Origin of the sequence: Streptomyces sp. cg40 (genome assembly GCF_050320165.1) — a bacterium.
GTDB classification, from domain to species: Bacteria; Actinomycetota; Actinomycetes; order Streptomycetales; family Streptomycetaceae; genus Streptomyces; species Streptomyces hokutonensis.
The window spans coordinates 9,994,525-10,007,298 of record NZ_CP190128.1; the positions used below are offsets into that span (position 1 = coordinate 9,994,525).

General features: G+C 71.4%; 14 protein-coding genes. 11 read left to right on the forward strand and 3 right to left on the reverse strand.

The genetic code is table 11. The features are described 5' to 3' along the window. Positions 1-2: 2 nt before the first annotated feature. Together ACQHII_RS45015 and ACQHII_RS45020 are read right to left on the reverse strand one after the other, a co-directional pair. Positions 3-1,274: a hypothetical protein gene (locus ACQHII_RS45015; protein ID WP_427924706.1), complete on the reverse strand. Its 1,272-nt coding sequence runs from the start codon at positions 1,272-1,274 to the stop codon at positions 3-5. Continuing rightward, the gene (locus ACQHII_RS45020) at positions 1,274-2,680 is read right to left on the reverse strand and encodes a hypothetical protein (RefSeq protein WP_427924707.1); all 1,407 of its coding nucleotides are present in this window, start codon (positions 2,678-2,680) and stop codon (positions 1,274-1,276) included. The genes ACQHII_RS45015 and ACQHII_RS45020 overlap by 1 nt, the downstream gene beginning before the upstream one ends. A gap of 126 nt (positions 2,681-2,806) precedes the next feature. On the opposite strand from ACQHII_RS45020, the gene ACQHII_RS45025 reads away from it, so the two are divergent. The 5 genes from ACQHII_RS45025 to mftR all read left to right on the forward strand — a co-directional run bounded on the left by ACQHII_RS45025 (position 2,807) and on the right by mftR (position 6,103). Then, positions 2,807-3,229 (forward strand): hypothetical protein, encoded by a 423-nt coding sequence (locus ACQHII_RS45025; RefSeq protein ID WP_427924708.1) that lies wholly within the window; start codon positions 2,807-2,809, stop codon positions 3,227-3,229. Next, positions 3,226-3,504: a hypothetical protein gene (locus ACQHII_RS45030; protein WP_427924709.1), complete on the forward strand. Its 279-nt coding sequence runs from the start codon at positions 3,226-3,228 to the stop codon at positions 3,502-3,504. Before ACQHII_RS45025 ends, ACQHII_RS45030 begins: the two co-directional genes overlap by 4 nt. 1 nt (position 3,505) lies before the next feature. Beyond that, entirely contained in the window at positions 3,506-3,979 is a 474-nt protein-coding gene (locus ACQHII_RS45035; RefSeq protein ID WP_427924710.1) for a hypothetical protein, read from the forward strand. A gap of 73 nt (positions 3,980-4,052) precedes the next feature. After that, positions 4,053-5,465 (forward strand): hypothetical protein, encoded by a 1,413-nt coding sequence (locus tag ACQHII_RS45040; protein WP_427924711.1) that lies wholly within the window; start codon positions 4,053-4,055, stop codon positions 5,463-5,465. Between the two features lie 8 nt (positions 5,466-5,473). Then, positions 5,474-6,103: a mycofactocin system transcriptional regulator gene (mftR, locus tag ACQHII_RS45045; protein ID WP_427924712.1), complete on the forward strand. Its 630-nt coding sequence runs from the start codon at positions 5,474-5,476 to the stop codon at positions 6,101-6,103. A 6-nt stretch (positions 6,104-6,109) separates the two neighbouring features. On the opposite strand, the gene mftG is transcribed toward mftR, so the two are convergent. After that, positions 6,110-7,657: a mycofactocin dehydrogenase MftG gene (mftG, locus tag ACQHII_RS45050; protein WP_427924713.1), complete on the reverse strand. Its 1,548-nt coding sequence runs from the start codon at positions 7,655-7,657 to the stop codon at positions 6,110-6,112. A 147-nt stretch (positions 7,658-7,804) separates the two neighbouring features. On the opposite strand from mftG, the gene mftA reads away from it, so the two are divergent. Genes mftA through mftF form a run of 6 tightly spaced genes read left to right on the forward strand, consistent with a single transcriptional unit; the run spans position 7,805 to position 12,769 of the window. Then, positions 7,805-7,942, forward strand: a complete 138-nt coding sequence (mftA, locus tag ACQHII_RS45055) for a mycofactocin precursor MftA (RefSeq protein ID WP_427924714.1) — start codon at positions 7,805-7,807, stop codon at positions 7,940-7,942. A 9-nt stretch (positions 7,943-7,951) separates the two neighbouring features. Further along, positions 7,952-8,227, forward strand: a complete 276-nt coding sequence (mftB, locus tag ACQHII_RS45060; RefSeq protein ID WP_427924715.1) for a mycofactocin biosynthesis chaperone MftB — start codon at positions 7,952-7,954, stop codon at positions 8,225-8,227. Continuing rightward, positions 8,224-9,432 carry a mycofactocin radical SAM maturase gene (gene mftC / locus ACQHII_RS45065; protein ID WP_427924716.1) on the forward strand — a complete coding sequence of 403 codons (1,209 nt, stop codon included), beginning with the start codon at positions 8,224-8,226 and terminating at the stop codon, positions 9,430-9,432. Before mftB ends, mftC begins: the two co-directional genes overlap by 4 nt. Before the next feature lie 24 nt (positions 9,433-9,456). Further along, on the forward strand, positions 9,457-10,671 hold the full coding sequence (mftD, locus tag ACQHII_RS45070) for a pre-mycofactocin synthase MftD (protein ID WP_427924717.1): 1,215 nt from the start codon (positions 9,457-9,459) through the stop codon (positions 10,669-10,671). Beyond that, positions 10,668-11,387, forward strand: coding sequence for a mycofactocin biosynthesis peptidyl-dipeptidase MftE (mftE, locus tag ACQHII_RS45075; RefSeq protein WP_427924718.1), 720 nt, complete (start codon positions 10,668-10,670; stop codon positions 11,385-11,387). The genes mftD and mftE overlap by 4 nt, the downstream gene beginning before the upstream one ends. Further along, complete coding sequence (gene mftF / locus ACQHII_RS45080; RefSeq protein ID WP_427924719.1) at positions 11,384-12,769, forward strand: mycofactocin biosynthesis glycosyltransferase MftF; 1,386 nt, start codon at positions 11,384-11,386, stop codon at positions 12,767-12,769. Before mftE ends, mftF begins: the two co-directional genes overlap by 4 nt. Positions 12,770-12,774: the final 5 nt, after the last annotated feature.

The window sequence follows — 12,774 nt, forward strand, 5'->3', positions numbered from 1 at the left end:
CGTCAGTAGTCCTCATCGGTGGTGGCTGCGGCGATCTCGGCGAGGAACGGTCCAGAGGAACCGCCTGGCGGCAGCGCGTCGTTCACGACGGGCTGTGCCGCCGCCGCGAGGCGCCGCCGGACCAGCGCGCGGATCGCGTCGCGTTCGGCACTGGTGTCCGGACCCGGTCCGGGGTCGAAGCCGGGCAGCAGCACACCGAGTTCGACGCGCGGCCGGCTCTCGCCGGGCGGCAGGTCCAGGTCCGCGCGGCCGGTCCACATGTCGTCCCGCCTGGCGAGGGCGACTCGTGTGTGCGGGCCGTCGTTCACCCGGACCTCCGCCGCGAGGGGTGCACCGGTCGCGGGTGCCGCACTGTGCGCGACGACGTCGACCTCGATCTGTCGTCGCGCGCCGAGCGCGCGGGCGGTCCAGGACACCGCGGTCTCGGAGGCGTCGACGAGCCCGGGCGGGTAGCGGCGCCAGTCGTTGGTTCCTGGGCCCCGGGCGATCAACCGGCCCCCGGCGACGTGCTGTTCACCCGCCGCGAGGGCGTAGTCGCCGGACCGGGCGAACAGGGAGCCGGGGTCCGGCGGAGCGGTGGCCGCCGGGTTGGACCGGTCCAGGAGTGAGCGCAGTCGGCGCAGTTCAGGGCCGTCCAGACCGGCGCCGTCCGCTGCGTCGTCGATCAGCCGCAGCACGCGTTCCAACTGATGTGCTGTACCCGTCGATGCGGTGCGCCACCACCGGATCAGCTGGTCGAGGGCGGCTAGATGGTCCTCGATCAACTCGGCCGCGCAGTCGTCGGGTTGGTCACCGAGGTCGCCAAGGTCACCGAAGGCGCCACCACTTCCGTCGAACAGCTGCTGGCACTGATGGGTCAGTGCCGCCAACTCCAGTCCGAGTACGTCGGGTTGGAGCTCCGGTATGCCGTCCAGGTGCGAGGCGGGCCACCAGCGGGCCGCCCAGTGTGCGAATGCGAGCCGGGCGGCGTCGGCCGCGAGCGTGGTCGGGTCCACCGGTACGCGTGCTCCGGACGGCTGCTCGCCCGTCGCGCAAGCGTGCACGGCGGACGCGACGCGCTCGCCGTAGACCGCCCACAGCCACTGCTGCGCCCGCGCCACGTCGTGGATCTCGGCCGTCGGCGGTCCCGGGTCCCCGAGGACGGGCCAGGTCAGCACCGCTCCGGCGACGTCGAGCACCGCCAGGGTGAAGTCGGGACCGGCACCGCCGGCGGCGACCCGGATGACGCCGTCGTCGTCGCGCGTGACGCGGACATCCACGGGAGGCCGCGCCATCACGTACTCCTCGACTCGGCGGCTTCGGCCACGGCCACGGTGGGTGGAGGTGCCGTAGGCGTCGAGAGCGCGCGCAGCGCCGACCGGACCCTGGCCCGGTGGTCCATCATCACCGAGCGGGCGACCCCGTCGAGCACCGCCCAGGCCGCCGCCGCGTCCACCAGCGGCGCGTCGCGGACGTCCCGTCCGTGCAGTCGCACCCACAAGCGCCGCATGTAGGCGGCCCACGGCGCACGAAGGTCCTGGGCGAGGGCGTCCAGCACGCCGCCGTCCGGATCGGGGCGGGGCGAGACGGTCATCCGGCGGGCGCGCAGGACCGAGGCCTCCCGTCGCCAACGGTTGTTGACCGCCCGGTGCGCCGAGGTCCGGCCCGGCGCGGATTCCCCGGTGCCCAGCGGGTCCAGGCCGACCGCGAGCCGCCCGCCGAGTGCGACGGCGACGCGCAGGCTCTCGTCGTACAGACCGAGCGGAGCGCAGCTACGGCCGACCTCGCGCCGGACGAGTTCCAGGACCGTCGGCAGTTCCTCGCGCCGGGACGAGGACTGGAGCACGACGAAGAGCCGCTCGAAGAGCGTGCGGTCCAGCGGTGCGGGAAGGGTGGCGGTCGAGGCGCCTCGGCCGACCTGCGGACGCGGCGGCAACTGCCGTTCCGTCAGCCCCAGATGGACCGGTACGTCCAAGCGGCCCCAGACCCCGCTGGTGCCCGCCCACATGGCGCGGCCGAGCAACTCACCGTCTGTCGCCTCGACCATGCCCCCGTACTCCGGTGAGTCCCGGGGCCCGTCCGCCCCGCCGCAGGCTTCGAGCACCTCGGCCGCCCGCGCGACCACTGCGGTTGCACCAGAGGCCGTAGCAGGTTGGCGGCTTTCCCACGCCAGATCCAACTCCTTCTCGATACGGGCGTGTTGGGTGTCGTCGGCCAGATGACGCTTGAGCGCGTCCACCGTACGGCCGCCGTCCGCCTCGGCCACATCCTCGACGACTGCCCTGGCCAACGCACCCGCACCGCCGTCCGCACCTGCGGCGGGTGCTCCGTGCTCGGCGGCGAGTTCGAAGCACCGCTGGAAATACAGGTCCTGCGGATTGCCCGCCACCACGCCCAGCGCCCGGCGGGTCCGCTTGAGGAGGGTGAACCACTGCGCCGTCGCGAGCAGCCGCCCACCGGACTCCCGTATCAGCGCGTCGAGTTGGGCGGCCGGTTCCGGCCCGAGGAAGTCGGCGGCGAGTTCGGGGTGCAGAGCGGGCCGGACGACCAACGGCAGCAGGATCAGCTTGACGGTCCGGGTCAGGGGGGCGCCGCCGGGGCCGCTCAGCGCTTCGAGACCCGGTCCAAGAGCGCGCCAGGAGCCGTCGATGACCATGGCGCGCGGACGGCGCGCATCGGTCGACTGGCTCGGAAGCGGCATGTCAGGAGGGTACGTCGTCCCGGATCGGGCGGTCGAACCTGGGATCGGTAGGCGAACGGGAGCACCTAGCGTCCACAGGGACAGCGGGAACCACGGGACCCCACCCGATCAGAAGGAGGAACCGTCATGGGACTCTTCGGACGTCGCAAGAGCCGCGCCGAGCGGGCCGCGGAGATCGCGGCGCAGGTGGCCGGAGGCAAGGGCTTCTACGGCCGTGCCACGCGCGCCTTCCTCGGCAAGGAGGACTACGCCCGGGTCCAGGACTCGATGGGGGCCTACAACTCCGGCCTCGGTGTACAGCAGTTGCTCGCGGCGGGAGCGCCGACCACGTCCGCCGTCGTGCTCTCGATCGGCGACACCGGCCAACTCATCAACCACGATCCGGTCGTCGACCTGGTCCTCCAGCCGTCCGGCGGCACCGAGCGGATCACCCTGCGCGCCATCGTCTCCAAGCTGCGGATCCCCCGCACCGGCGACGAGGTGCTGCTGGTCGCCGACCCCGCTCGACCGGGCGCCTTCCTCTACGCCGGGGACGGTACGACTCCGTGACGCCGACCCTGCCGTACGACGCGCCGGTGACCGAGTCCGCGCTGCTCTCCTTCGACGGCCGGGTGCTGGAGGTGTTCGGCTACGCCGACGCGGCCCGGTACCACGTCTGGGAGGAGCCCCGGCTCGAGTTCCGCACCGGCCGGCTCGGCCGGCTGACGATCATCACCAAGTCGGGCCGGAAGCACTCCGTCCTCTACGACGAGGCCTTCCTCTCCGGCCTGCGCGTCCTGGCGGACCTGTTGGAGCGGAGTCGGTCCCGGGCGACGGAGAGCTGACATGGCCGACGACGGGGGCGCCGCCGATCCGGTGCGGATGTCCCTGGTCGACCGGGTGGGCCGGTGGGACGCCGCGACCCTGTACTTCAGCGCCGCGACACTGTGTCTGTGCGGCCCGGTCGTGCTGGGCTTCGCGGTCTTCAGCGGCGTCGAACTCCTGCTCATGGGCGTCGTGTTCACGGTGATCTTCCTTCCCGTGGGCCTCGGGCTCTGGTTCCACACGAACCTCGAAAGAGAGCACAACCGGCGGCTCGACGCCATAGGGGTCCCGGCGACCGCGGAGATCCTCGACCTGACCGACTTCGAGTGGAACGGCGAGGAGTCCGGCGTCCTGGTCGAGCTGCGGATCAGTGGGCCGGGGCTGCGGACGTTCGAGACGACCTGGAAACGCACGCACCACCCCGCCCTGCGCGTGGGCCTCCGGTGCAAGGCGGCGGTCGACCCGGCCGGCGGACGGTTCCGGGTCGAGTTGTGAGCGTCTTCGGCGAAGCCGGTCCGCGGATTTTCAGTGAAACGAGTCCACAGAGAACAGGAACGGAGTACAGGCCATGCGTAGCCGCGCCGGAGTGTTCATCGGCAATCTGCTGTTCGCCGCGCTCTGCTGTTGTACGGGCCCGATCTTCCTGGCCATCGGTTACTCCGCCTGGGACGAGGACCCCGGCTGGGGCTGGCCGGCCGCCGTGGCGGCGGCCGGGGCGGCCATCACGCTCACGATTCCCGTCTCCGCGATCAGCTCGACGCGGAAGGAGTTTCCAGGGATCACGCGAAGGGACCGAATGAAGGCCGGGGGCTTCCCGTACCGGGACGACACCTTCGTGCTGTTCGCGCCCCGGTCCCAACAGGGCTCGCCGCAGGCGAGGTTGATGCGGGCGGACGTACTGGGGGCATCCTTGGACCGGTACAACCCGGACGGCGAGTCGACGTTCACCACCCACGTGGGCAACTACACCCCCGACGAGTTCACACCGCTGATCGGACTGAGACTGCGGGTGTACGACACCGAAGACACCGGCGGAACCGGCGGAACTGGAGACTTCGAGGTCACTGGCGAGTGGCGGGTGCCGTCCATGTGCCTCTCGGCGATCACCGCGGGCCGTCTGGTCGTCCTCGTCGAACCGGCCGCTCCGGGGGCACGGCGAGCGGTCACGCCCGACTGGCCGCGCAGCGCCCTGCTCTCGGGTACGAGAACCGCCCGGCTGATCGATCTCGAAGGCCGTGCAACCGAGTTGACCAGGCGCCCGGGCCGCCAACTCCAGCAGATGCGGATCTCACGGGAGGCCGGAGGCGTCGTCATGACCGGCGACACGATCGACCTACGGACGCTCGACCCGTACACGGCTGCGCGCTACGCCGCTCTTGCCGACCGGTACCGTGACCGCCCCGAGGACCAGGCGCCGGTGAGCGAACCGGGCGAGGAAGCGCGCTGGCTGGCCGACCAACTCCCGGGTGAAAAAGGCGAGTTCGGAACGGTCGGCCGCCGTTGGTCGCGGCGCGGTGGGGTGTTGGTGCGCGCCCGCTTCCTGGAAATGCGCGGTACGACCACCTTCCAGGACCACGGCCCGGTCCTCGACACGGTCCTGCGCATTCAACCGGCGGACGGCACAGCCCCGTTCGACGCCGCCCGGCGGCTGACGGTCCCGATGGACTATCTGACGGTCCTCCACCGGACCAAGGAGGTCGTCCTTCTCGTCAGCCCGAACGGCCGCTCGTACGTGGTCGACTGGGCCCGCACCAGCCTTCTCGCGGGTGTCACCACGGCCAGGGTCATCGCCCCGGACGGCCGGGAACTCCCCGTGGCAGGACGCCCCGAACTCATCTGGGCGCTGATGAACCTGCTGGCGTCCCAAGGCCTTTCGGTCACGAAGCCCGTCCTGGACCTCCGCAAGAGCCGCTTTCGTACGGTGGAGGGCATGGTGAGACGGGTGGTCCAAGAACACGCAGACCCCCGCACCTGTGCATGATGTGCGCTGTGGATGGTGCGAACGACGACAGCGGACAACGACCGACCAGGACGGGCCGGCCGCCCGCGACCTCGCGGGCCGTCCTCGAACGGGTGGGCTTCGAACTGTTCGCGCGGCGCGGCTTCGACCGTACGACCGTCGAGGACATCGCCGCCGCCGCAGGCATCGGCCGCCGCACCTTCTTCCGCTACTTCGCCTCCAAGAACGACCTGGTGTGGGGCGACTTCGCGGCCGAACTGGTCAAGCTCGACGCCCTGTTGGCGGCCACTGACCCGGCCGCCCCGCTGATGGACGCGCTGCGCGGCGCGGTCGTGGAGTTCAACCGCTTCGACCCGGCGGTCGTGCCCTGGCACCGGCAGCGCATGGCGCTCATCCTGCGGGTGCCGACGCTCCAGGCCGACTCGACCGTGCGGTACGCGTCGTGGCGGACACTCGTCACGGAGTTCGCCGCCCGACGCACCGGCCGCGCACCCTCGGACCTGCTGCCCCGGCTGATCGGCCACACCGTCCTCGCCGCCTGCATCGCCGCCTACGAACACTGGCTCACCGACGAACAGGCAAGCCTGGCCAACCTGTTGGACCAGGGCCTGCGGCAACTCGCGGCCGGCTTCGAGGGTACGGCTCCGGTCCTGGCCTGACCCGTCTCACGGCAGGTCGCGCCGCATGGCGTCGGCGACGAGTTCGCCGATGAGGACGGCGGTGGCCGCCGGACCGCGCAGGGGTGGAGTCGGCAAAATCGATGTGTCCGCGACGCGCAGGCCCACGACACCGTGCACCCGGCCGTAGTGGTCTACGGCCGCCCCGGGATCGCCGGTCGGGCCCATGGGAACCGTGCCGCAGGTGTGCTGCGAGGTACCGAGCCGCGCCTCGATCCACCGGTCGAGCAGCTCGTCGTCCGCCAGCACCTCCGGCCCCGGCTCCATGAGCCCGCGCGACACCTCCGCGAACGCCTCGGTGGTGACCAACGCGGCCGTGACACGGGTCACTTCACGCAGCCGCCGCCGGTCCTCGCCGGTCTCCAGATAGCCGTAGTCGATATGTGGGGGAGTGGCCGCGTCGGCGGACAGCGTGCGCAGTCGGCCGGCGAGCCGGGGCGTCTGGACGGACGCCAGGAACGCGAGGGGCGCGCCGGGGACGGTCACGGAACCACCGGTCAGGCCCGCCATCGGCACGAGGGACTGGAGGATTTCCAGGTCACCGCCCGGATGGTCGCCGTCCGACGCGGACAGGTGGAGGCACCCGCCCAGCCAGGAGCCGACGGGCGCGGGCAGTGGCGTCCTGGGCAGCCACTCCAGCACCAGTTGCGGATGGTCGCCGAACCGGGCTCCTACAGCAGGCGAGTTGACGGTCACAGGAATCCCGAGGCGCGCCAACTCTTCCTCCGGACCGACGCCCGATAGATGCAGAAGCCGCGCGGAGCCGAAAGCCCCCGCGCACAGCACGACTTCACCGCACTCCACCGTCGTACGACGCCCGTCGCACTCGACTACGACACCAGTCGCCCGGCCCCGTTCAACGACCACTTGGATCACCGAACTGCCGCCCACTACCGTCAGGTTGGGGCGTTCGAGGGCGCCCGGCAGATAACTGGCACCGGTGTTGACCCGTATCCCGTCCACGGCGTTGGACGGCACCGGCCCGAACCCGGGTATGTCCTGAGCGTTCTTGTCGGGCTCCTCGGGATAGCCCAACTCCCGTGCGGCGGAACGGAATGCGAGGGTAGCGGGGTGGCCCAGGTCCGTACGCCGGATCCGTACCGGACCCTCGGCGCCGTGCGACTCGTCCGCGCCGTGGTCGAGATCGGTCTCCAGGGAGCGCAGCAGCGGCAGCACCCGCTCGTACGACCAGGCAGCGCCTCCCGCCGCCGACCATCGCTCGAAGTCCTCGCGCCGGGCCCGCACGAAGTACCCGCCGTTGACGGTGGTCGACCCGCCGAGAACACGCCCCCGTACGACTGTGTAGGGCCGCCGCGGTGTGAGGTGGACGGCGTACGGCTGGACGGCGGGATGTCCGGGCTGCGCGCCCGGGACGAGTCGCGCGTCGAGCAACTCATGTGCGAAGCCTGGGCGTTGGCGCGGCACGGGACCTGCCTCCAGCACCAGCACACTGCGGTCGGAGTCCTCGCTGAGCCGTGCGGCGAGTGGAGCTCCGCTGCCGCCCGCCCCTACGACGACGACGTCCGGGCGGCTCAACCGGGCCTCGGTGCCGGTGTAGACCGACCGGTCGAAAGAATCATGGTGGCTTCCTCTTCACTTTCGGCACCGGGTGCCATTACTGTCGACCGCGCAGCCGCCCGTATGCCGAGCCGTATGCCCCGCCGGATGCCCAGGGAGATTCGCATGAACGAGCTCCACGCCGTACCGACCGTCCCGGCCAGCGAGAGCAGGGCCGAAGAACCCGTCACGGAACAGCAGTTGATCGAGGCCGACGACCTCATCGAGGAGATCTCCATCGACGGCATGTGCGGTGTCTACTAAGCCGCCCGCATGACCGCGCCGACCCTCGACCGCGCCCTCGGCCTGCATCCCCAAGTGTCGGTACGCCCGGAACCGTTCGGTGCGCTGCTCTACCACTTCGGGACCCGCAGGCTGACGTTCCTCAAGGACCGCAGACTCCTGGCCGTCGTCGAGTCCCTCGCCGACGCCCCCACGGCCCGCGCCGCCTGCCTCGCGGCCGGTGTGCCGGAGGCCGAACTGCCGCGCTACGACAGGGCGTTGGCAGCCCTCGCCGAGTCCTCGATGCTCGTCGAAAGGACCCCATGACCGTCACCGCCGCCGGACCACGGCTGGTCGACCTCTTCGAATCCGGACTCGACGCACCGATCTGCCTCACCTGGGAACTGACCTACACCTGCAACCTGGCCTGCACGCACTGCCTCTCCAGCTCCGGCCGCCGAGATCCGCGCGAGCTGTCCACCGCCGAAGCCAAGGCGGTCATCGACGAGTTGGAGGCCATGCAGGTCTTCTACGTCAACATCGGCGGCGGAGAGCCCACCGTCCGCGCCGACTTCTGGGAACTCCTCGACTACGCCACCGCCCACCACGTCGGCGTGAAGTTCTCCACCAACGGCGTCCGCATCACCCCCGAAGCCGCCCGCAGGCTCGCCGCCAACGACTACGTCGACGTACAGATCTCCCTCGACGGCGCGACCGCGGACGTCAACGACGCGGTACGCGGCCCGGGTTCGTACGCCACGGCGATCAAGGCCATGGAGCACCTCTCCGCCGCCGGCATGCGCAACTTCAAGCTCTCCGTCGTCTGCACCCGCCACAACATCCCCCAACTCGACGAGTTCAAGGCCCTCGCCGACCACTACGGCGCCCAACTCCGCCTGACCCGCTTGCGCCCTTCCGGCCGCGGAGCCGACGTCTGGGACGACCTGCACCCGACCGCCGCCCAGCAACGCGAGCTGTACGACTGGCTGTTGGCGCACGGAGAGAAGGTCCTCACGGGCGACTCCTTCTTCCATCTCTCCGCCTACGGCGAGCCGCTGCCCGGCCTCAACCTGTGCGGCGCCGGACGCGTGGTCTGCCTGATCGACCCGGTGGGCGACGTCTACGCCTGCCCGTTCGCCATCCACGACGAGTTCCTCGCGGGCAACGTCCGAGCGCCCGGAGGCTTCACCGAGGTGTGGCGCGGCTCCGAACTCTTCGCGCGGCTGCGCACCCCGCAGCACGGCGGGGCCTGCGCGTCCTGCGCGTTCTACGACACCTGCAAGGGCGGCTGCATGGCAGCCAAGTTCTTCACCGGCCTGCCCCTGGACGGCCCCGACCCCGAGTGCGTGCAGGGCTACGGCGAACAGCAACTCGCCCAGCGCGCCAAGGACGGTGCGGACCTCCCCAAGCCGTCCGGCGACCACTCCCGACGGCGGCCCGTCGACCTGATCCTCACTCGACGCCGGAATTTGGAACGGTCCCCGGTCAGCGACTGCGCCGAGGACCCCTTGGCCGGCCTGCGCCTCACCTAGGACCTCAAGAGAAGAGAACACGTCATGGGCAGGAACCCCTGGTTCGAGACGGTCGCCGAGGCGCAGCGCCGGGCGAAGAAGCGGCTGCCGAGCACGGTCTACGGCGCGCTCGTCGCGGGCTCGGAGCGCGGCCGCACGATCGACGACAACACGGCGGCCTTCGCCGAACTGGGCTTTGCGCCCAGGGTGGTTGGCCACCGTGCGGAGCGAGATCTGTCCACGACCGTGCTCGGGGTGCCCAGCTCCTTCCCGGTGCTGATTTCGCCGACCGGGGTGCAGGCGGTGGACCCCGAGGGTGAGGTCGCCGTGGCCCGGGCGGCGGCGAGCCGGGGTGTCGTCATGGGGCTGAGTTCCTTTGCCAGCAAGGCGGTTGAGGAGGTCGCCGCCGCGCAGCCGGACCTCTTCTACCAGCTGTACTGGAGCGGCTCCCGCGCGACGATGGTGCAGCGCATGGACCGGGCCAGGGCAGCCGGTGCCAAGGCGCTCATCGTCACCCTCGACTGGTCCTTCTCCCACGGCCGGGACTGGGGGAGCCCGTCCATCCCGGACAAGCTCGACCTGAAGACCATGCTGAAGTTCGCCCCCGATGTGCTTCCGCACCCGGGCTGGTTGCTCAGGTTCGCCAAGTCCCGCCGCCTGCCCGATCTTTCGGTCCCCAATTTGCGGCCCCCGGGCGGCGAGGCCCCGACCTTCTTCGGCGCCTACGGAGAGTGGATGCAGACCACACCCCCGACCTGGGAGGACGTGGCATGGCTGCGCACGGAGTGGGGCGGGCCCTTCCTGCTCAAGGGAGTTACCCGCGTCGACGACGCCAAGCGAGCCGTCGACGCCGGAGTCTCCGCGCTCTCCGTCTCCAACCACGGCGGCAACAACCTCGACACCACCCCCGCCACGATCCGGGTCCTCCCCGCCATCGCGGACGCGGTCGGCGACCAGATCGAAGTCCTGCTGGACGGCGGTGTCCGCAGGGGCGGCGATGTCGCCAAGGCCCTGGCCCTCGGCGCCCGCGCCGTCCTGATCGGCCGCGCCTATCTGTGGGGCCTGGCGGCCAACGGACAGGCCGGAGTGGAGAACGTCCTCGACATCCTGCGCGGCGGACTCGACTCGGCGGTACTGGGCCTCGGACACTCCTCCGTCCACGAGTTGACCCCCGACGACCTGGTGATACCTCCAGGCTTCCGCCTGGAACTGGGCGCCCTCTCCGGCCATGACACTTCGGCCGCCCGGGCGACACGGTGACCGAACTGGCCCGCGCCGCCTGGCCGGACGTGCCGTCCGACGCGCTCGTCCTGCTGCCGATCGGCTCTACCGAACAACACGGCCCGCATCTACCGCTCGACACCGACAGCGTCATCGCCCACGCTGTCGCCCGGCGAGCCGCAACTGCCCTCCCCGGCAAGCTGGTTGCGCCGACCCTGCCCTACGGCGCGAGCGGCGAGCACGCGGACTTCCCCGGCACCGTCTCGATCGGCCACGAAGCACTGCGCGCGGTACTCGTGGAGTTGGTGCGCTCACTGTCCCTGTGGGCCGCACGGACCGTCCTGGTCAACGGCCACGGCGGCAACACCGCCACCCTCGAAGCCGTAGTACGCCTGCTGCGCGCCGAGGGTCACGACGTGGCTTGGACCGGTTGCTCGGTACCCGGAAGCGACGCGCACGCCGGCCGTACGGAGACCTCGGTGATGCTCCATCTCGCCCCCGGGCGCGTGCAGTTGGAGGCCGCGGTCACCGGCGACACCCGGCCGCTGTCCGTCCTCCTCCCGGAGCTGATGGCTCATGGCGTCCGCGCCGTCTCCCCGTCCGGCGTCCTCGGCGACCCGACCGGCGCCTCGGCGGGGGAGGGCCGTACGACGATGGACGCGATGGTGTCGACGGCGGTACGCCGGATCACCGCCTGGAGTGTGGACGACCGGGGCCGCTTGACCGAGCCCGCTCATCAGGCCGTACGGCCATGACCCTGCCCGTCGGCTTTCTGGTCGAACTGGACCGGCACACCCGGATCGTGGACGGTGGCCGGGCCCTCGTCGGCGGCTTCCCGACCCGGCTGATCCGGTTGACCGCACGGGCCCAACGGCTTCTCTCCGGGCGGACGTTGTACGTGCGGGACGCGGCGGGAGCGCTGCTCGCGGACCGGCTGCTCGACCTGGGCATGGCCAACCCGGTCGTCGGTGCCCTGCCCCCGCCCGCCGACCCCCGGTACACCGTGGTCGTGCCGGTGCGTGACCGACCGCGTCAACTCGCCAGGCTGCTCAGCAGTGTTGGTGGCGGCCATCCCGTGATCGTGGTCGACGACGCGTCACGGAACCCGAGGGCCGTCGCGGCCGTAGCCGCCGAACACGGCGCCAAGCTGATCCCCTTGACCACGAACGTCGGCCCGGCCGGCGCCCGCAACGCCGGACTACGGCTCGTCACCACCCCGTTCGTGGTGTTCGTCGACTCCGACATCGTGCTGGCCCCCGACACCGTGCCCACCCTGCTCCGGCACTTCGCCGACCCCGCCGTCGCCATGGCCGTACCCCGCATCACCGGATTGCCCTCGGCCGCCCCCACCTGGATCGAACGCTACGAGAACGCCCGCTCCTCGCTCGACCTGGGTGCCCACCCGGCCGGCGTACGACCCGGCAGCCCGGTCTCCTGGGCCTCGACTGCCTGTGTCGTGGCGCGAACCGATGCCCTCGTGGAGGGGTTCGACGAGGAGATGAGGGTCGGCGAGGACGTCGACCTGTGCTGGCGGCTGATCGAGCGGGGCCGACGGGTGCGCTACGAACCGGCCGCCGAGGCGGCTCACGAACACCGGACTCGCACCGCCGACTGGCTGCTGCGCAAGGCCGTCTACGGCACCGGGGCTCACCCCCTGGCCGAGCGCCACCCACGGTTCATCGCCCCCGCCGTGTACGCCCCGTGGAGCGCGGCACTCGTGACCGCATTGCTCGCCCAGCGGCGCTGGTCGGCGCCGGTCGCCGGGGCGGTCCTCGCCGGCGTCACCTACCGGATCGGCCGCAGACTCGGCGACACCCGGGACCGCCACCGGCTCGCCGCGCGACTCACGGCCAATGGCGCGCTGGCCGCCCTCGCCCAGACCTCGGCGCTCCTGAACCGGCACTGGTGGCCGCTCACGGTCGTCGGCTGTGTCGTCTCCCGCAGGGTGCGCCGGGCGACTGCGGTGGCCGCGCTGGCCGACATCGCCCTGGAGTACCGACGGGACCGGTCCAATCTGGACCCGGTCCGCTACGGCGTCGCCCGCCGCCTCGACGACCTCGCCTACGGGGCCGGTGTCTGGCTGTCCGCTCTCAAGGGACGTTCCACCACCGCGCTGCGGCCTCGCATCACTCGCTGATCCAC